Origin of the sequence: Colwellia sp. MB3u-8 (genome assembly GCF_014076985.1) — a bacterium.
Classification (GTDB): domain Bacteria; phylum Pseudomonadota; class Gammaproteobacteria; order Enterobacterales; family Alteromonadaceae; genus Cognaticolwellia.
The window spans coordinates 1-19,800 of record NZ_JACGVA010000072.1 but is presented as its reverse complement, the minus strand read 5'-3'; the positions used below and the strand labels follow the sequence as shown (position 1 = coordinate 19,800).

The window sequence follows — 19,800 nt, the reverse complement described above, 5'->3', positions numbered from 1 at the left end:
ACATGTTAAATCTAATAATTTAATAATCTAACGATCCAAACCATAATCAATGCCGTAACGCATAAGCCCCATCGTTGAGTCTATGCCAAGTTTTTGCTTGATATTACGTTTATGAGTTTCAACCGTACGCACACTAACATTAATCTCTTGGGCTATGCGCTTGTTATTAAGACCTTGAGAAATAAGTCTTAAAACGAGTTGTTCACGCCGAGTAACAATGCCGCGCTGCTCACCTGAAAGCTCTTTTGACAGAATTTCAGTGACCTCAGAGCTAAAATAATTTTTACCTGAAATAACTTTTTTAATCGCTTCTATGAGCTCTTGACCGGGCACATCTTTTAAAATATAACCATCAGCACCATGTCGCATAGCGCCTAAAATGTATTCTTTATTATCATGCATACTTAGCATAAGTACTTTACAATCAATACCTTGTTCTTTAATCAACTCAAGCACATACATACCATCCATATCAGGCATGTTGATATCCATTAAGACAATATCAAATTCGAGGCGCTTAATAAGTTCCAGCGCTTGTCTGCCATTTTCAGCTTCGCCAACAACGGCTATATCGTCGTCAAGACTTAAGCGATATGTTAGCCCTTCTCTAAAGAGCGGATGATCGTCTACTAATAATACTTTAATCATACTATTCCCCTTTATTTGAATTTTCACTTGTGCTACTTGCATTATATCGAAGTTGCGATTGTGGTATACGCGCTAGTATTGTGGTGCCATTATTTTCTGAGTTAACCGTTAAGTTACCTTGATAAAATCTTAATCTCTCATTAATGTTACGCAGACCAATCCCTTGATACGCTTTGGTTTTTTTGTCGCTACTTTTATCGTAATGCTGATAATCAAAACCTTGGCCATTATCAATAATTTCTAGTACCAACCAGTCAGGGGTCAGCTTTAAACTCAGTGAAACTTTTGAAGCATTGGCATGTCGTTCAATGTTGGTTAACGACTCCTGAGCAATTCGGTATAATGCGGCCTTAACTTCAGTTGATAAAACGTTTCTAATAGATAAACGCTCGACTTTAACATCAATGCCCGTTCGCTGAGAAAAATCTCTAGCGAGCTCTTCTAAGGCTGCGCCTAAACCAAAATCTTCAAGTATCCCTGGATGAAGCTGATGCGAAATAGCGCGAATATCGCCCATTATCTTACAAATAAATTCCATAGCACGATCCATTTCTTTACTAGAATCATCATTGTTTTGCTGCTTTAATTGCGCAGTTTCTAACGAAAACTTAGCGGCCGCAATAGTTTGGCTTATACCATCATGTAGTTCTCGAGAGACGCGTTTACATTCTTCTTCTTGGGTTTGAAAAATACGTTCATTTAACTCACGTAATTTACGGTTGGCTAATTTTTTTTCACTAAAACGAATAAACTGTCCTGAAATAAAAATGGCAATAATGGCAAACAAGCCAATAACAAGGGTCATTATAGAGGTATTACGAATATGTTTGCCGATAGAGTCATTAAGCAATGCCGTTTCTTGATCAATATCGTCAATATAGACACCCGTGCCAATCATCCACTGCCAATTATCTAATGCGCGTGAATAGCCAATTTTTTTAGCATCGTCACCACCTTTAGAGGGTTGATTAAAAACATAGTTAAGGTAACCGCCTCCTGCTTGTGCTTTTTCAATAAGGCCCTGAATAAGTTTGGTGCCATTTCTGTCTTCAAGACCTAGCCAATTTTTACCTATGCGCCATTCTTGCCCAGCTACCACCAATGCGGTTCCATCAAAATCATAAGCAAAAAAATAGCCGTCTTCACCAAAACGCATATTAGATAATGTTTGCTTAACTAATGTTTGCGCTTCTTGCACAGGTAAATTTTTATTTTGATAAATATGCTCTATCGCACCTTCAGCAATAGTGACATAGTTACGTAATTCTTCTTTACGATGATGAATTACGCTTTGTCGATATTCATCAACAGTTTGTTTAGAAAGCGATTGATATTGCATTTGCGTGACAAAAAACACCCCCAAAAGTGCTAGCACCAACGGGATTATAGTCACCAATTGTAATTTAAAATTTAAATTCACGTATGCCCCTATTACTTTTTAGTTAGTCTACTTCAAGCCGTCACTTTGCTGTTGTTGCTTTGTCTACTAAATAAATAATTGACTGATAGTCAATACCTGAATGGTGAGATAAGCCTATTTCACAAGTTCTGCTATTACTATAACCAGTATTACAATTTTTTGGCACCTGTGTTTTTAATGAGGCAAGCGCATTTTCATTCAACTCTGGCGTGGTAAACCCCTTATCACCAGCAAAGCCGCAGCATTGAATATCTTCAGGTATTATAACCTTGGTACTACAACGCTCGGCAAGCTGTTGCATTTTTACGGCTAAGCCCATTGTTCTGCTAGAACAAGTAACATGCAACATGATTGTTTCATCGAGTGGCGAAAAATCTAAATAATTTATTAATATATCTTCAATAAATCCCACTGGCTCATAGATTGATAAACCACTGACTTTTTCTTTATTGTTTAACAGCATTGATTTACACGGGCTAGTATCAATTAAAATAGGATATTTACCTTGTTCACTTAATGCTCTTAACTTATCTAGCAAAGCATGACTCTTCTGATTTGCTTGTGAAAACATGCCTTTACTATTGAATGGCATACCACAACATTCACCCGTAAAATCTGGACTGATGACATCAAATCCTGCTTTTTCAATTAAAGAAAAAGTGACTTCTGTTAACGAACGCTGGTCTGTCGCCATTATTGCTTGCCCCATACTGCGGCTTGCGCAACTTGGGATGTAAACTACTTTGGGACGTGAACTTATTTTATTGCTGTCAGCGTTTTTAGGACTACTTATAGGGCTATAGTTGGCTTTTTGCGGTAAATATTTACTCCATAACGGAATTTTATTAAAAGAGAGCTTTCTTATGGTGCCGGTTAGCCCACCCATAACTTTACTACCCACAAGTCGATGGCTAAAACCAGCCACCGCAAGAGAGACACGCGTCATTTTTTCTACCGTAGCAAAATTATTTGCTAAAACCTTAGATACACCTTGATAGCTTGTATTGTTTCGATGACGCAACTCACGAATGAGATCGCCAGTATTAATGCCAACAGGACAGCGCTCTGCGCATAACCCCGTTGCTGCACAAGTTTCTATGCCTAAATAGTTAAAATCTTTTTCAAGTTCAGCCAGTAATTTAGGGTTTTCATTGGTGTCAGTAAGGCGTCTAATCTCTCGATAACTCGTGATACGCTGACGCGGGGTAAAACTCAAACCATTTGAAGGACATACTGGCTCACAAAAACCACATTCAATACACTTATCAATAAGCGGATCTGCGGCGGGTAAGGCCTTTAAATGCTTAATATGCGCATTAGGATCGTCGTTAATGATAACGCCAGGGTTTAGCAAGTTTTTAGGATCAAATAATTGCTTTATTTGTTGCATTAACGCCAGCCCTTGCTCACCCCATTCTAACTCGATAAAAGGGGCCATATTGCGTCCTGTACCGTGTTCAGCTTTTAGTGAGCCTTGATAGTCAACCGCAACTAGCTGACAAACATCATCCATAAATGCCTGATAACGATCTACTTCAGGTTGTGTGCCAAAATTTTGAGTAAAGACAAAATGTAGGTTTCCTTCAAGTGCATGACCAAAAATAATAGCCTCATCATAATGATATTTATCAAAAAGCGCTTGAAGATCAGCCACAGCATTAGCCAGTCTATCAACAGGAAAGGCAACATCTTCAATAATCACTGTCGTGCCATTTTCACGCACGGCACCAACGGCGGGGAAAGTGCCTTTTCTGATGGCCCAAAGCTGAGCGTATTCGCTAGCAATATCGGTGAATTTAATAACATTCGTCTGCTCAAACTCGGCTAATAAAGACTCAAGCGCTATGACCTGTTGACCCAACAGATCAGCATTTGCAGCGCGCGTTTCAATCAATAATGCGCCAACATTGTTATCAAGCGTTTTAATAAAGTCAGGTAAACCATCCATATCACTCACCGAGGATAAGGCTCTGCGATCCATTAATTCAACAGCGGAAACATTGGCATTTGCTAATGCGGATACCGCATGACAAGTGGTTTGTATATCAGGGAAAAAGACGATTGATGAGGCGCGGTGTTTATGTTCAATAACTGTGTTGTAGGTGATAGAAGAAATAAAACCTAATGTACCTTCTGAGCCAATCATTAAGTGAGCAAGAATATCGATAGGATCATCAAAATCAATTAATGAGTTTATGGCGTAGCCTGTGGTGTTTTTTAGCCTATATTTGTGGCTAATTAATTGATGTAACTCTTTATTGTTGCGCGTTTTTAATGCCAATGTCTTTAGACTTTCTAACAAAGTAATATGTGTTTTTTTAAACGCGGTAATATTATTTTTATCACCCGTATCAAGTACTGCACCATCATGCAAAACCACTCGAATACTATCTAAGGTGTGATAACTATTTTGTGCTACACCACAACACATGCCACTAGCATTATTAGCGGCAATACCCGCAATTTTACAGGTATTGATAGACGCAGGATCAGGGCCTATTTTTCGGCCATAAGGTAATAAATATTTGTTAGCATCAGCACCAATAACACCTGGACCTAATTTTATTTTAAGGCCTAAATCTAAAATTTGATGAGCACGCCAATTGGGGGTTAACATGATAAGAATAGACTCAGATTGTGCTTGCCCTGAAAGGCTAGTGCCCGCGGCTCTAAATGTTACCGGAAGGTTATCTAGCGCGGCTTTATTTAATACTTCCACTACCTCTGCTTCACTATCAAGCATAAGTACCAACTGTGGTACTAATCGATAGAAACTAGCATCTACACCATAGGCAATACGTTTTGAATAATCAGTGGCTATTCTATCTTTGGGCAAAAATTGAGTTAATTGGTTAGCAAATTCTTGATACTTAGTTAATAACATTTGTAGCCCTGTGTTTAACAAATAAGAGCCCTTTTAGAGCCCCTATTCAATATTTAAAAAAAACTGTTCACCCTTAGGGTATAAACGCAGTTGCTTGGCTATTATCAAGCCAAGCAAGGGTCAGGTTTCATAAATTCTAAAATATAATGGTAAATTTACTCACCACCAATTTTAGTGATTAACCGGCCATTAATGGATCACTCACGTTTAATATAAACATAGCAAATAAGCCAAGTAACCCAACAGCAAAGACATAATACAGTGTCGGTAAGATTGTACGTCGTATTGTTTTACCTTCTTGCCCTAGCAAACCCACTGTGGCTGAGGCGGCAACAACATTATGAATAGCAATCATATTTCCTGCTGCAGCGCCAATGGCTTGTAGTGCAACCATTAATGCGCCTGATACAGATAATGCACTTGCAACTTCATATTGGAATTGACTTAACATCATATTACTTACCGTATTAGAGCCAGCAATAAAGGCCCCTAAGGCACCGATAGTTGGAGCAAATAATGGGTAAAAATCACCAAAGGTTTGTGCAACAAAACTTGCCATAGCCACTGGCATTGCCGCTAAATCAGCACCGTTCACGCCTGAGTTAATTAAAATTCTAACCATTGGAATAGTGAAAACTAGAACAAAACTTGCACCAACTAAGGTATGACTCGCTTGCTTAGCCGCACTAACCACTTGCTTAAATTGCATTTTATGTAAAAACAACGTTAGCAATACAACAAAGAATAAAATGCCCCCAGGTAAGTACAGCGGTTGTACACTTGCACTTATACCTATTTCACCAAGGATATTACTAAAACCAAATGACACACTTTTCAGCATGGCTTTAAAATCACTAGAAACACGACTAAGCACTAAAATAATGGCCACTAATAAGTAAGGTAGCCAAGCGCTAAACAATGACATACTCTTTTTAGATTGAGATGTTTTTTGCTCAAATTTCAGACTACCTAACCAGTGGCTTGGCCATAAAGTTCTTGGGGCAAAATCCCAAGTTTGCTTAGGCATTAAAAATCCAGCTTTTGCAGCTGGCACAACAATAATTAAGCCAACAAGTGCACCGATAAGTGATGGGAATTCAGCACCTAAGAAAATACCCGTTAAAGCATATGGAACGGTAAAAGCAACACCAGCAAAAATAGCGAATGGCGCAACACTTAACCCTTCTTTCCAACGCTTATTTTGACCAAAGAAACGCGTCATCATCACAACCATAAGTAGGGGTATAAACGTACCAACAATAGCGTGACCAATAGCAACTTCTGATGTTATAAGCTGTAAAAACTGTTCCCAACTACTGCCTTGTGCAATTAGTTGTTCACTCATATTAGCTTTATCTAATCCGCTAGTAACACCAATAATGATGGGCGTTCCAACAGCACCAAACGATACCGGCGTTGATTGAATCATCATACCTATCATAACCGCGGCCATTGCAGGAAAACCAATAGCAACCAATAATGGCGCCGCAATAGCCGCAGGGGTACCAAAGCCTGAAGCCCCTTCAATAAAGCTCCCAAATAACCAAGCAATGATAATAGCTTGAATGCGGCGATCTGGGCTTATGTCGGTAAAACTAGATCTAATTCGAGTAATAGCCCCTGAATGTTGCAAAGTATTTAGCAGCATAATGGCGCCAAAAATAATCCACAATACAGAAACTGTGATTAATAAACCTTGAATTGAGCTGGCTAATACACGGTTAACACTCATTTCCCAGGCAAAAATAGCTATAGCCGCAGTGGCAAAATAGACAACAGGCATAGCTCTTTTAGCAGACCATTGTAGACCAACAAGTAGTAATGCCGATAAGGCGATAGGGATAAAAGCAAGTAGTGCTTGCATTGTAATTGACATAATAATTGACTCTATTTATTCACTACTCAATAGTGAGTAATGATCAGTTTTACAAAGTAATTGACTTAACTGATGAAAAGATTGTTTTTGGAAATAATATTTATCTATTGGTAGTGAAAATAGATAAATATAAACTGCCAATGCACTTGATTTTATTTTTTGTTATTTCAATAAAATCTTTAAATACAACATTAAGTTCTTCATAGGTCTTATATTATTGTATTAATAAAAAAATAAAATCGGGGAATGCACTTAGTTTTTCTACGTGTTTACACTTAGTTTTGATTTTACTAACCAGCATATTGGTGGGATATTGACTTGACGAAATGGCTTTTACAGAAAAACATGCTCTTTGACAGAGTTAGGATAACTTAAATAAAGCACATAAAATAAATGGCTTAGATACTTGTTAAATTACTTACCCTAATCAAAAGTTGAATGTTTGTACACTGAGTTAACTTATAGTGTTGGGGGTTATTCGAATTGAAATGCATTAATTGTCAACGAATTAATCAAATGCGAAAAAAGACGCAAAAACGTCTTTTTTGGAGAAATCCTACAACCTCAACGCCGTAATAACAGGCTAAAAATTGTTGGCTAAAATAAGCAAAGAATGAGCAAAAGCCAACTGTTTTTTGTCCTTGTTTAATTTCTTATGTTTCGGGTGCTAACAACTTCTTTGCTTTCTCAATATCTGACTTTATCAACATACGTTGAAAACCTTTGTAACCACCATTTTCAAATTTATCCACGACTTCTCTAATTTGCGGTAAAAAAACTTCATCTATGACTCCAGAGCAATCCTCGGTCTCACACTTTCTCAGTAAGTCGATTAACATTAAATCACTACCAAGTTTTTGAGACTCAGAAGCATTATCCAAGTAATCCATATATCCTTGTTTTAATAGATCCAAAGATTTATCGTCATAATAAGTATGCTGACCAAGAAAAAAACCACTAGAAAAGCAAATAGATCCAAATACAGCTAATGCCACTAAAGTATAAATTTTCACGAAATCCTCAAAGAAACATAACGCCGCACTAAGCGGACTAAAATAGTGGGTTAAAATGTGTAGCGAAGCGGAACCTAACCAACTGTTTTAGTCCGCTTAAGTGCTTGTTAGGTGTTTTTACCAACCATGATTTTCAGGGTCTGTTTTCTCTCGAACTTCATCTGATAATTTGGACAGTAAAGTTTCATCTGCAAGCCCCTCGCTGCGAATAGCAATAAGTTGTATCAGCGCTTTAGACCGACTATGCCCATCGAAGAGTAGAGCCATTTTTTTATCGCTATTTTGAAGTAATTTATACAATAAAAGGTATCTGTTATGAACATTAGATTTTTTATCAGAAATTACTTCTTGCGATTCTTTTAGCGCAAAAGTGCAGTACTTTTCAATAGCTTTATCCTTGATTTCTTTAAACACTTTCCAATCTGATTCTTTCATATTGAATTCCTGCTGCCGAATTTCAATTAATACCTAACGAGGCTGTAGAATAACTCGTTAATTATGAATTGCCCTATAAAATAGGGGTACTAAATGCATTGCCTGTATCGAGTTAATCGTCTACGGTTCGATACAGGAGTACAAAATATTAGTCGTTTTGCTGAATTAGTTATTCTACAGCCTCAACACCCTAATAATGGGCAAAAAATTGTTGGCTAAAATTAGCGTCGAAAGAGCAAAAGCCAACTGTTATTTGTCCTGCTTAAGTGTTGTTAGGTGAAATCATTATGACCATTGAGCGTAAACTTTTTGTCGATCACTCAAATACATAGCCATTTGTGCGGCATCATTTGGATCGAATTCAACACTTTGAGCTGTGTTACCCCTTGAATTATATAAACCATAATCTTTTTTAGCATATACAGCGAGAAGTGTGATATCCGGAAATCCTTGTTCTATAACGACATCGTTATAAACTTCATTTAAAAAACGCCCTATACCTTGTGCAGCGACACCTATTTTTTTAGCAAGGTCACCGTAAGTTATCTTCGATTTATTCTTCGATACGTCAATAAGGATATTGAGGCATTGTTGGCTTTTATTGGACATAAATACTCCTATAGTTGAATTACACCTAGAGCCCTAATAACAGGCAAAAAATTGTTGGCTAAAATGTTGAGGACAAAAAACAGCCAACTGTCTTTTGTCCTTGTTTAATTTCTTATAGGTTTTTACTCACCTACATGGATTTTTAGCAAAACTTCACTGCCATCTAAATTTTTAACTAGCAATGGTAATACTTCACCTGTTTCTTTATCCATTATTTTTTTGGCTTTATCCGCTGGGCAGCCCGGGATTTTGCAACCATCAAGTTCAAGAACTAATTGACCAACTTTAACTCCAGCTTTTTCTGCTGGAGATCCAGAATGAACTTTATCAATTTTAAACTTGGTTATTTCAGGGCTAAAGAACCCATCAACTGATACACCTGCGGAAATCCCAATTTTACCTTCCGCGAAAGCAGTAAATGGTAAAAACATACTAATTAATATAATTTTTCTAATTAAATTCAAAAGCCTTACTCCTTTAAAAACCTAACGCCTAAATAACAGGCGAAATAATTGTTGGCTAAAATTGTGTAGCGAAACGTAGCCAACTGTTACGTGTCCTTGTTTATTTTTTTGCTCGACTTACCAAGCATTTAGCGTACTTTTACAGGTATTTCACTGCCATCAGGATTTTCTAAAAGTAGATTTATAATGGCTCCTTTCTCTTTCCGCATTAGTTTTTTAGCTTCACCTACTGGGCAACCTGGAATTTTACAATCTTCTATAGAAATAATTTTCTGGCCTAAAACAAGTCCAGCGTTTTCTGCTGGTGAATTAGGCTTTACTTTTTGGATAGTGTAGGAAGATAAGCTAGGACTAAAAAAACCCTCAATTTCAACCTCAGCCGAAACACCAAGTTTTACACGATCTCCGGCTAAAATACTAAACGAGATAATAGAAGTTGAAATCACTAAAAGTTTGAACATTTGCATAAACACTCCATGTAAATCTAACGCATTACTAAGCGACAAAAATAGTTGGCTAAATTGCCAGAAACGAAGCTAGCCAAGTATTTAGCGTCAGTTTGAGTGACTTGTTGAACGGTTTCACTCTGAATTGTTATTTTTGGATTTACAACTTTTACTGTGGCTTAAAAGGACAAAGCTGATAGTAATAATAGCGAAGCCAATGCTTGCAAAAACAGGAGTGAGATTACTATCCTCAGTTGAATAATAAGCTCCTGATAAAATAAGGAATAAAACACCAGATAAGAAATATAGATAAATAAATTTAACGTTTTTCATGATTAACCCTCCATAGTCAAAACCAATGTAATTTAAAGTGACTCAATTAGCAATTATGCACAAATTTCTTGAACCGTATAACGCCCTGTTAACAGCTTGTTATGTGAATTAGCCACATGCTAATTGTGTTTGTTGTATACAGGCTTTCTGAGATTGCTCCGTTGATTCGCCGCCCATACAAAAATCCAACCTCAAAGTCCTTTTTTCAGGGGAAATATCGGAGCCTGTTAATACAGGAACCCACTTCCATTTTTTTAACATTTTACGTGAGTATTTGCCAAGGTGCTTACTCGGTAATGAATTGATGATTTCTACATTTTCAGTTTTACCCGAGTCTGAAATATTCAAAGATAAAACAGCACAACCTCTAATCCCTGAGCGAGCAAGCTCTATTGGATATTTAGGCGTATTTTTATTGGCTCGCTCCCAAATAAAGTTATTTGCAGGTTCTATATCTGTAACCTGCACATCACCATATATATTTTTCGCTATACTACTTGTCGATACAGTTAAAAACGCGAGGCTAGTTAGGACTAATAAATTTTTCATATACACTCCATTGTTTAATCAGTTCACATAACGCCGTTTTAAGCGGCAATAAAATAGTTGGTTAAAATAGCGACGAAGGAGCAAAAACCAACTATTTTTTGTCCTTGTTAAACAGCTTTTTATATTTTTAGCTAGCTACAACCCCAATTTTTCAATAGATGTTGTGTCATAGAATTGAAACTGAATAGCACAATTATTTTTTATCATTTTACGCCAAACTTCAATATATTTTTTTGCCCCTTCGGTATTCCAAAATGTTTCTGACAATTTCAAATACTCTAAAACTGCATTGCTGTGGCCCTTTTTATATAAGGCCCTAATAAGAGTTTTATCAGGGCCAAAACTACCTAATACAGGTGAACCATTAGTATTAGTAGAATCTAATAAATAACTAATTGCAGCTTTTTCTTTTCCTGCATTTAATACCATCCAGCCTAGTGTAATATTTATCAAGTGTGGCATATCGCCAGATTTAGTATAAAAAGGTTTTTTCGATTTGATTTCTTCTATTGCTTCGAACCTGCTGATATTCTTTAATGCGACCTCTTCTGAATCAAATCGTGCACTAAGTACAATATTACTATATAAAAATAAATATTTTTCCCTCTCATTTAAATTCTCAAAAGAAGTAATGCTTAGTTGGTTAAGGGCTTTCTCATAGCTGTCTTTGTCAAGTTTTTCATAAAAAACCAGCCTTTTATCAACATAGGTTATATATTTAGGATCTTTACACCCTGAATATTGTTCCGCGAGTGAATATTTTTCCGCGAATGCAGCTTGAGTAAAACAAATTAAGGTAACAACAAACGCTAATTTCATTTTGTCTCAACTTCCTTATCGACAAATACGTTAAAAATAGTAGTTAACACCGATAGTCGTACTACTCGAACTTTCTGTATAGGTAGGGGTTGGCTCATAATCAGGAAGAATCTGATAATCAATAAATATGTTAAATTGCTTATTGAGCTGATAATTTAAGCCAATACCATAACTTAAACCATGCTCCGAATGGGTACTCTCGAAATCGTAATCACCGATAACATTACCATTTGAATCATTGTTTTGCCCTAAACCACTTATTTCTAACTGTGTATTAGTGTAGCCGACCAAACCATAAAGATTAAATGATTCAAATAAAGGATACGATGCTTTTATTAGTAGAGAAACTTGAGTATCAATATCTTCTTTATACTCACCTCTGGGTGCTTCAGGTGTACCATAAAAACTAGAATAACCTGAGGTTCCTGTACTTAATCTTGTTTCGAGCGCTAAATATTGATTATATTGATATCCTGCAATTAATCCTGCTGTATCAAAATCTCGTGATATGTCTTGGGTATTATACAACACCCCTAGATACCAACTATCATTAGCGGATACAGATGATGCATATGTTGATATTAAAACTGTGAATGTTAGAGGTAGTATTTTTTTCATTTCAAATCCTTTTAATTGTACTAGATGATGTTACTAAAATTTTGATTAAATATAACGCCCAATTAACGGGCAATAAAATAGTTGGCTAAAATTAGCGACGAAGGAGCAAAAACCAACTGTTTTTTGTCCTGCTTAAATGACTTATATGCCTTTTGCCTATTTAGCGCTCAGAACTAGAGCTACGTCCCTCACTCTGTTCATTTAAAATCTGGGATATTTTTTCTTTTTCCCATTCTTCACCAAATGGTTGAAATACTTGGAAAGCGAGGCCAGCAATAAGCGCACTAAAAGATAAGAATATTACAATCAATGGACCTAAATTTTCTCCATCATTGTAGTTAGGCAACATGAAGAGGAGAAATACTGCAATTAAAAATGCAGAGAATGCATAAAAATATTTTATAGAGTTAACTTTCTCTTTTGCTTTGTTTTGCTGAAAATTATCTTTAATCATATTCGCGTCCTCTTCTGTTTGGAGTTTTTTTTCATTATCTATAGCATTTATAAGCTCATCAGTTGATATTTCAAAAACCGCAGCCAAAGACTTCAAGGTTTCAGTTCCAATACTTTCTCCTTTTTCTACTCTTTGAATTGTGCGTACATTTAAAGCGCTTAGTTGCGCCAATTGTTCTTGAGACCAGCGTTTTTCGAGTCTTAATGATTTCACAGGTAACTCCTTTATTGTTGAATGCTGATGCACTATATACCACGGGCATCCTGTCGGTAATGACAAACAGACGACAAATAGCCGACAGACATAAATTTACGCTTGGCATATAACGCCGTTTTAAGCGGCGAGTAATAGCTTGCTAAAATGTGAAACGAAGTGGAGCCGAGCAAGCTGTTACAAGTCCGACTTGAAAACCCTTGTTAGATATCATTATTAGCAGAAAGCAAGTCTAAGGCATTTACTAAAAGCTCATGTTCTTCTGAGCCTCTTTTAATATCCCACGCTTTACCTAAGCAAAGCCCAGCGAAAACAGCTAAAGTTGTTGAAGTGAATCCAAACATATTTTCATCAATAGACAAAATAATGCTAGGCACAAAAACAAAAGTAGTAAAAACTACTCCCAAAATAAAAAATAGCCACTTATTCATCGTTTGCTTTTTATAGTATTTTTCCAATTTGTCTGCAAATTCCAATTTTGTCATAAATCCTCCAGTGATTGATTTGATACCTAACACCCAAATAACAGGCTAAGTAATGGTTGGCGAAAATTGTGTAGCGAAGCGAAACGTAGCCAACTGTTACAGCCCTGCTTTATTGGCTTGTTAGGCTAAGATTATTACTCAACAAGATCAACTGGGTACAAGATACCAAGCCCATTATATTTATGACATTTTAAAACTACCCTTCTTTGTGCATTAATGCCTTTTTGACAGGTTACATCTTGGCTTTTTAAGCCGTAACGTTTGATATATTCTTTAACTATCTCATCTATTTTATCTTTTTGTTGTTCTGTAGCGGCTGCATAGAAATTGTTATATTGCTCAGTCCATTCTTTAACATTGGCTTCTTTTGCAACACCTAACCAGCCCATACCTAACAGTGTAGATTGTTGAACATAATTACCTTTAAGAAACATAAAGGCTAGCGCATACTGAGAGCCTTTATATCCCCATGCAGCAGGCTCTTTAAGTAGGTTAAATGCATCTTCGTAATTGCCTTTATCATATTGCTTAATCCCATTTATCTCTTTAAACCCCAAAGATATCGTGGTTTTTCTCACTATATCTGTTGATTTACACGAAAATAAAAAAACAGAAAGACACAGTAGTGATATCAATCTTTTAATACGCATTTAAAATCCTTTAATACGAGTAAACTCGATAGTAGCCTAACGCCTAATAATGGACTAAAAATTGTTTGCTAAAATAGCGAGGAACGAGCAACAGCAAACAATTTTTAGCCCTGCTTGATTGACTTGTTATAAAGCTTTTTAGCAAAACTATACAACAAGAAATTATTAACTTTACCTTTTCCCGATTTAACCAAAGGCCAGTTATACGAAAACATTGGTTCACCATTATTTTCGTAAACAATAGTCAGTGCAGTAAGGTTATCAATTGCAGTATTGAGACTCAATAATAAGGTAGATTTCATTGTTGCTTTATCGTTTATTAAGGGAATTTCAATATAACCACGGGCGAATACTTTTCCATTTAAGTCTAATGGAAAAACAAATGCCTCTTCCATGGCATCACCTATTGTATATGTGTAAAAACCTTTGCCATATTCATCAATTTCTAACAAATGATAGGAGTAATTTACTCCATTAAATTTAGCCCCTTCCCAAGTCCCCTCAAAGCTTGTATTAGCAATGGCATTAACAGAGAAAAAGGTAAATAAAATAACTATCAGAGTACGCATAATTTTCTTTGCTTTATAGCGCCCAATTAACGGGCAATAAAATTGTTGGCTAAAATGAGTGACGTAGGAGCAAAAGCCAACTTTTTTATCCCTGTTTAATTTCTTATGTGAATTAACTACAACAAGTTCCGTTTTCTTGTATTGGCGGGCACTTAACTGTACCAAAAGAGCAAAAAACACAGCAATCACCAGCTAAAGGCTTTAAGAGTTTATGACAAGATGTACATTCATAAAAATATTGGCAAGCATCCGTTGGCATAGTTTCTTCATGTTTTGCACCGCATTCAGGGCAAGTGATAATCGATTCTAGAATTATCTGATTCATTTAATACCTCAATAGATTAAATTTCACTATTCACATAACGCCCGCTTAAGCGGAAAAATATAGCTGACTAAAATGTTGATCAGAGCGAAACCGAGCAAACTGTTAGCAGTCCCGCTTTAAATTCTTGTTATGTTTAATATTTATTAGGCATGAAAAATACAACTTTATCTTTTGTTATTTTCATTTTTCCATTCATATCCTGCTCGTGCCAAGACCCGCGTCCAAGTTGCAGAGATGTTATCTCTTCTGAGCTAACTGTCATTGTAGATTGAGCCGAACCAACTTGTTTTCGCATCGTTGCTTGAACGGCATCAACTGGAACTATTGAAGGATATTCAAGTAATTCCACCTCTACTTCATCACCTATCGTTCTAATTTGCCAAAACTCATTTTCAGTAATCCAAAGTTGATATGTGTTTGGTTTTAAATTTTCAGGGGGCGTAAACACAGTAGCAATAGAGAAAATACCACCACCTGAAGATACTTCCATTTTGGGACGGGTGTCATTATAGAGTTTAAAGTCCCTTGCTGAGTTCTCGATAGAAACGACTCGCTCTTCCTGTTCAATGACTTCCGCTTTTTGAGCATTAGAAAATTCAGGGACCCTATCAGAGGAACCATTAACACCGGGAAAAATGATTTGTAACCCAAAGTACAATATAGCTAAAAAGGCAATCGCAAATCCGCTACCAAATATAAGTCCATTTAAAAACCTTTTGAACACACTACTCTCCGAATTTAAACATAACGCCCTGTTAACAGGCTAAGTAATGGTTGGCTAAAATTGTGTAGCGAAGCGAAACGTAGCCAACTTTTACGTGTCCTTGTTGATTTGCTTGTTAAAACGCTACAATTTATTGCCAAAACATAGTGGGTATCTGCCCCCAAGCAGCCAATATTAAACAAAATTGTATAGACATCATGATCGATGCAACATCCAATTTTATTAACTTACTTTGCAACTTTCCTCTTAAAGAAATCCATAAAGAAAATAAAAGTGTTATCGGCAAAAGCCCTGATAAAAAAGCCAAGCAAATACTTGCCGCAGTAATATCACCAAACTTTAGAAAGGATTGATTAAAATAGATGTATATGGGTAAGCTAAATAGTACAAGGTTTATAAACACCCATTTAATGCGTCCTAAGCCATCTTTATCGCGTTTAACAATTCTAATTAATCCTACTAAAAAGATATAAATCAATCCAATTATGCCAAAGATTAAACTTACCCAATAAAGCACTAGCGTTATACCTGAAGCTTTTTGAAACGTTTTAAGCCCATCACTAATAAACAATCGACTTTCATCATTAGAATAAACAACATGAGAAGCTTGTGTTCTGTTAACATCTCGAAATAAGCTTTCGTCAATTTGAATCAATCGCCTATCAGCATTTTGCAATGACTTAATTAGAAGATGATCGTTTGATTGTTCTAACCAAATAAAATTGAAAAGCATATCAATAAATTCAAATTCAGCCATATTATTTGGCGATGGCAAGTAAATGCCTTGCAACCTTGATAGCTCAACTCCTTTTCCCATAGGCTCTGTAATTTGCGCTGGAGTTAGTCTTAATCTATTGATAAATAATTTATTAAACTTTTCATAGTCAGTAGTTTCGTTATCAGTGTTAGTAGCATAAAAAAATCCCTTGTTCTCATCAGGAAAAAGGCAAATATAGGCTCTAAATCCAAATGTTGTGCCGGGATGACACATACCAAGCACGTTATGCCGATCTCTCTTAGCAAACGCTAATCCATGTCCAATATTCAGGCCAGCTATATGTGCTTCAGTGCCTAAAGGCTCTGTAAGCATATCCATATGTTCAGGGTGCACAAAGCCTTCACCATTCACCTTGCCATCACTCAACACAAACATCATAAACTTAGCCATATCAGGAGCTGTTGTTGTGAATTGTCCAGCTGGCCTTAAATAACTAGGCACAGCAGCTTGAGCAACATTATTTTCATAATAGCCCATCGCCAATAATGGATCTGCGAACTGACCTTGTTGGCTGATGAACTCAAAGCTACTATCATGCATTTCTAAAGGAGTTAAAAGGTTAACATCGAGAAAATATTCGTAACGCTCGTTGGTGACAGCTTCTATAACCATCGCAAGCAAGGTATACCCCATATTGGAATATGAGTATTGTGTGCCTGGTTCTGTTCTAATCTTTAATAGATTGTATTGGCTTGACTCAAAAGCTTCTTCTAATGGGGTATTTGGCAAAGGTTTAGTGCTTAATAATTGCCACATCCGAATGTTGTCTAATCCAGAAGTATGATCGAGTAAGTTTTTGACCTTGATAGGTGAACGATCGTTCCAAGCATTGTCGAAACTTAATTCCGACAGTAATGATTCAACATTACTGTCTAACGAGAGTCTCTCTTCGAATATTAAATGAAGAACGCCCATTGCCAGAACCGATTTGGTAACAGAGCCTACATGCATTTTTTGCGCAGGCTTCATAGGTTCAAACTTTGAAATATTTGCATAGCCCGCACTACCAATCTCAACATGTCCATTTGAAATTGTTGACCAAGATAATCCTACAATATTTTCATTTTCGATAGTCTTTTTGATTTGGGTTTCAATATGAATATCGCTTTTGGCGTAAGCAATATTTAATGAAAACAAAACTAAAAATAATGATAATATTTTTTGGAACATCAACTTCTCAGTATACGACTAGCGCTTTAACGCCCAATTAACGGGCTAAAAATTGTGGGCTAAACTTGAGTGAAACAGCCCGCTGTTTTTAGTCCTTGTTGAATTGCTTGTTATAAAGCCGAAAAACACAGTCCATAAACATAATCATCACTATATTTATTATTAATGATTGAGTTTTGTTTTAAGCAACCTTCTCGTGAAAAGCCAACTTTTTCAAGTACTTTATATGAACCAATATTATTTGATGAACATCGGCCAACTAGCTTATTTAAATTTAGAGTTGTAAATGCGTAGCTTTTAATCAGTGTTAATGCTTCTGTAGCAAAGCCTTTGCCATGTGCTTCAGTTTTTAGTAAATAACCTACTTCAGCTATCTTTGCTTTATGATCAGTAATCTTTAAACCAATACTTCCAAGTTTTTCCCCTGAATCAATTTCCTCAATCGTTAAACTTAACCATTGGTCTGATTTATCATTCCATGGTTGAATTCGACATTTAAATCTCTCCTCAGTTTCTTCGATAGAAAATGGCTCGTAAACATGCTCCATAATTTGAGGGCAAGTATTCAATAATTTAAATAATTCCCAATCAGATCTGTCTAAGAGACGGAGTTTTATTTTACTTCCAGATATTTGCACGAAAATTCCTAAGGCTTTATAACGCCGCATTAAGCGGACAAAAATAGTGGGTTAAAATGTGTCGCGAAGCGAAACGTAACCCACTGTTTTTTTGTTCCGTTTAAATGCCTTTTTATGTTTTTATTTACCAGATTCACTAGTTTCTGTTTGTGCCATGAATAAATCTAATAAATCACCTACTACTAAATGATCAGTATTTACTTCCATAGTAAATTGCGTATCGATTAAATGAAGAGTTGAAGCTATTGAGCCTTGAGAAGATAAGTACATTAGCTTTTTAAAAATTTCTTTGGTCTTTTCATCTGAAGCTTGCCATGCTGTGGCTAAATCATGCATTGTTGGATCGTTGAAGCTAACGGGGTTCCTAGTCGATAATAGTTCTACAAAATGCGGTATTAACTCATCAAGGCACTCTTCTTTTATTTCATTTACAAACTTCATATTATCCAAACTGATAATCTCCTGAAAACATAACGCCGCAATAAACGGCTAAGTAATAGTTGGCTAAAATGTGAAGCGAAGCGGAACCGAGCCAACTGTTACGTGTCCGTTATTTAATTGCCTTGTTAGATTACGATTACTTCAAACCTTTTAATTCTTGAGGGTTAAACTGGTGATTGTAACTATTCCACTTTGAAGCAATACCAATATCATAGCCATAGGTAAGAGTTACTTGAATCAAGTTTTTGTTTAGTGATTCTGGGTATGTTTGAATTATTATTTGGGCTAATTGTTTTGCGATAACGGAATCTTCAACGTTATTGTTATAGAGAAAAGCCTGAGTATTCACATATGTAGTTGTATTGCTACCAGAATCAGATGAGGTAAAAGTAGTTGAACCTTCAGTAACCCCTGCGTATTTTACTGCTTCGTTATTATTTATGGCTTCCTGAGTTGTCAATAGCCCTTTGAAAGGTTCTGATTTAGCTAAGTCTGAAGTAAATACTGGCACAAGGGCTGCTGAAATGAATAAAACTGCCACCACAGCTAAGTGAGGTTTCCACACAGAAGGGAGCGTTTCAGAGCCAACCTCTGCATTTACAACGAAAGTGCCAACCGCAAGATCATGTAATGACTGTCGAGTTACACGATTAAAAATATATAAGTAAGAAATTGATAGTAAGCCACCAAATATAATAAATGATAACGGGTACATTAAGTATGAAAGCAATGCTTCGTTAGTAATTTGAGCTCCATTCAATGAAAATGGAACAGCGAGGAAGCTATACCTTAAAAAGGACTTGGGTAGACTAATAGTTGAATTGGATGAATCTACGACTTTAATGTTTAGTATTTTTTTACCAATTGTTTGACCATCTGATAAGGAGCTATTCATAACTCCAAAATATGTAATTGAGACAGCAAAACCAATTAATCTTCCCCAGCCACCAAGCTGAACGAAGGTATCTTCAAGGAATATACCTACAACGTACCCAAAAACGCCTAAAACCAGAGTGTCAATAAACAAGGCTCCGATTCTTCTCCAAAACCCACAAATCCATTTTTCTTGTACTTCTTCCAAAATTTAATCCTTACTACAATATTTAAAGTAATCTAACGCCGCATTAAGCGGAAAATTATAGTTGGCTAAAATGTTTGAGGAACGAAAAACAGCCAACTGTAAATTTTCCGTTTAAATGCCTTGTTAGGTTAATCTAGCTTCTTTAGTCGCATAGATAA

22 protein-coding genes are annotated in these 19,800 nt (G+C 36.2%); all 22 read right to left on the bottom strand.

Annotated elements, in window-relative coordinates; genetic code table 11:
- Positions 1-27: 27 nt before the first annotated feature.
- The gene (locus H4J54_RS16085) at positions 28-648 is read right to left on the bottom strand and encodes a response regulator transcription factor (RefSeq protein ID WP_182192022.1); all 621 of its coding nucleotides are present in this window, start codon (positions 646-648) and stop codon (positions 28-30) included.
- Position 649: 1 nt separating this feature from the next.
- Complete coding sequence (locus tag H4J54_RS16080; RefSeq protein WP_182192021.1) at positions 650-2,068, bottom strand: cache domain-containing protein; 1,419 nt, start codon at positions 2,066-2,068, stop codon at positions 650-652.
- Between the two features lie 40 nt (positions 2,069-2,108).
- On the bottom strand, positions 2,109-4,952 hold the full coding sequence (locus tag H4J54_RS16075) for an FAD-binding and (Fe-S)-binding domain-containing protein (RefSeq protein WP_182192020.1): 2,844 nt from the start codon (positions 4,950-4,952) through the stop codon (positions 2,109-2,111).
- Between the two features lie 178 nt (positions 4,953-5,130).
- On the bottom strand, positions 5,131-6,828 hold the full coding sequence (locus H4J54_RS16070) for an L-lactate permease (RefSeq protein WP_182192019.1): 1,698 nt from the start codon (positions 6,826-6,828) through the stop codon (positions 5,131-5,133).
- Positions 6,829-7,481: 653 nt separating this feature from the next.
- Positions 7,482-7,841: a hypothetical protein gene (locus H4J54_RS16065; protein WP_182192018.1), complete on the bottom strand. Its 360-nt coding sequence runs from the start codon at positions 7,839-7,841 to the stop codon at positions 7,482-7,484.
- 117 nt (positions 7,842-7,958) lie between these two features.
- Complete coding sequence (locus H4J54_RS16060; protein WP_182192017.1) at positions 7,959-8,276, bottom strand: hypothetical protein; 318 nt, start codon at positions 8,274-8,276, stop codon at positions 7,959-7,961.
- Positions 8,277-8,561: 285 nt separating this feature from the next.
- Positions 8,562-8,885 carry a hypothetical protein gene (locus H4J54_RS16055; RefSeq protein WP_182192016.1) on the bottom strand — a complete coding sequence of 108 codons (324 nt, stop codon included), beginning with the start codon at positions 8,883-8,885 and terminating at the stop codon, positions 8,562-8,564.
- A gap of 122 nt (positions 8,886-9,007) precedes the next feature.
- Complete coding sequence (locus H4J54_RS16050) at positions 9,008-9,349, bottom strand: PDZ domain-containing protein (RefSeq protein ID WP_182192015.1); 342 nt, start codon at positions 9,347-9,349, stop codon at positions 9,008-9,010.
- Between the two features lie 128 nt (positions 9,350-9,477).
- Complete coding sequence (locus H4J54_RS16045) at positions 9,478-9,816, bottom strand: signaling protein (RefSeq protein ID WP_182192014.1); 339 nt, start codon at positions 9,814-9,816, stop codon at positions 9,478-9,480.
- Between the two features lie 420 nt (positions 9,817-10,236).
- Positions 10,237-10,677, bottom strand: a complete 441-nt coding sequence (locus H4J54_RS16040; RefSeq protein ID WP_182192013.1) for an energy transducer TonB — start codon at positions 10,675-10,677, stop codon at positions 10,237-10,239.
- Between the two features lie 135 nt (positions 10,678-10,812).
- The gene (locus H4J54_RS16035; protein WP_182192012.1) at positions 10,813-11,496 is read right to left on the bottom strand and encodes a hypothetical protein; all 684 of its coding nucleotides are present in this window, start codon (positions 11,494-11,496) and stop codon (positions 10,813-10,815) included.
- A gap of 30 nt (positions 11,497-11,526) precedes the next feature.
- Positions 11,527-12,114, bottom strand: coding sequence for a porin family protein (locus tag H4J54_RS16030; protein ID WP_182192011.1), 588 nt, complete (start codon positions 12,112-12,114; stop codon positions 11,527-11,529).
- 160 nt (positions 12,115-12,274) lie between these two features.
- Positions 12,275-12,781 (bottom strand): helix-turn-helix domain-containing protein, encoded by a 507-nt coding sequence (locus H4J54_RS16025; RefSeq protein ID WP_310650102.1) that lies wholly within the window; start codon positions 12,779-12,781, stop codon positions 12,275-12,277.
- 203 nt (positions 12,782-12,984) lie between these two features.
- Positions 12,985-13,266: a hypothetical protein gene (locus tag H4J54_RS16020; protein ID WP_182192009.1), complete on the bottom strand. Its 282-nt coding sequence runs from the start codon at positions 13,264-13,266 to the stop codon at positions 12,985-12,987.
- Positions 13,267-13,400: 134 nt separating this feature from the next.
- On the bottom strand, positions 13,401-13,916 hold the full coding sequence (locus H4J54_RS16015) for a sel1 repeat family protein (protein WP_182192008.1): 516 nt from the start codon (positions 13,914-13,916) through the stop codon (positions 13,401-13,403).
- Positions 13,917-14,020: 104 nt separating this feature from the next.
- Complete coding sequence (locus tag H4J54_RS16010) at positions 14,021-14,665, bottom strand: hypothetical protein (protein ID WP_182192007.1); 645 nt, start codon at positions 14,663-14,665, stop codon at positions 14,021-14,023.
- Positions 14,598-14,810: a GDCCVxC domain-containing (seleno)protein gene (locus tag H4J54_RS19580; RefSeq protein WP_259366996.1), complete on the bottom strand. Its 213-nt coding sequence runs from the start codon at positions 14,808-14,810 to the stop codon at positions 14,598-14,600. The genes H4J54_RS16010 and H4J54_RS19580 overlap by 68 nt, the downstream gene beginning before the upstream one ends.
- Positions 14,811-14,943: 133 nt before the next feature.
- A complete protein-coding gene (locus tag H4J54_RS16005) occupies positions 14,944-15,534 on the bottom strand; it encodes a hypothetical protein (protein ID WP_182192006.1) in 591 nt (196 codons plus the stop codon).
- A 130-nt stretch (positions 15,535-15,664) separates the two neighbouring features.
- Complete coding sequence (locus H4J54_RS16000; protein ID WP_182192005.1) at positions 15,665-17,482, bottom strand: serine hydrolase; 1,818 nt, start codon at positions 17,480-17,482, stop codon at positions 15,665-15,667.
- Positions 17,483-17,592: 110 nt separating this feature from the next.
- Positions 17,593-18,120, bottom strand: a complete 528-nt coding sequence (locus tag H4J54_RS15995) for a GNAT family N-acetyltransferase (RefSeq protein ID WP_182192004.1) — start codon at positions 18,118-18,120, stop codon at positions 17,593-17,595.
- 120 nt (positions 18,121-18,240) lie between these two features.
- Positions 18,241-18,570, bottom strand: coding sequence for a hypothetical protein (locus H4J54_RS15990; RefSeq protein ID WP_182192003.1), 330 nt, complete (start codon positions 18,568-18,570; stop codon positions 18,241-18,243).
- A 127-nt stretch (positions 18,571-18,697) separates the two neighbouring features.
- Positions 18,698-19,642: an RDD family protein gene (locus tag H4J54_RS15985; RefSeq protein WP_182192002.1), complete on the bottom strand. Its 945-nt coding sequence runs from the start codon at positions 19,640-19,642 to the stop codon at positions 18,698-18,700.
- Between the last annotated feature and the right edge of the window lie 158 nt (positions 19,643-19,800).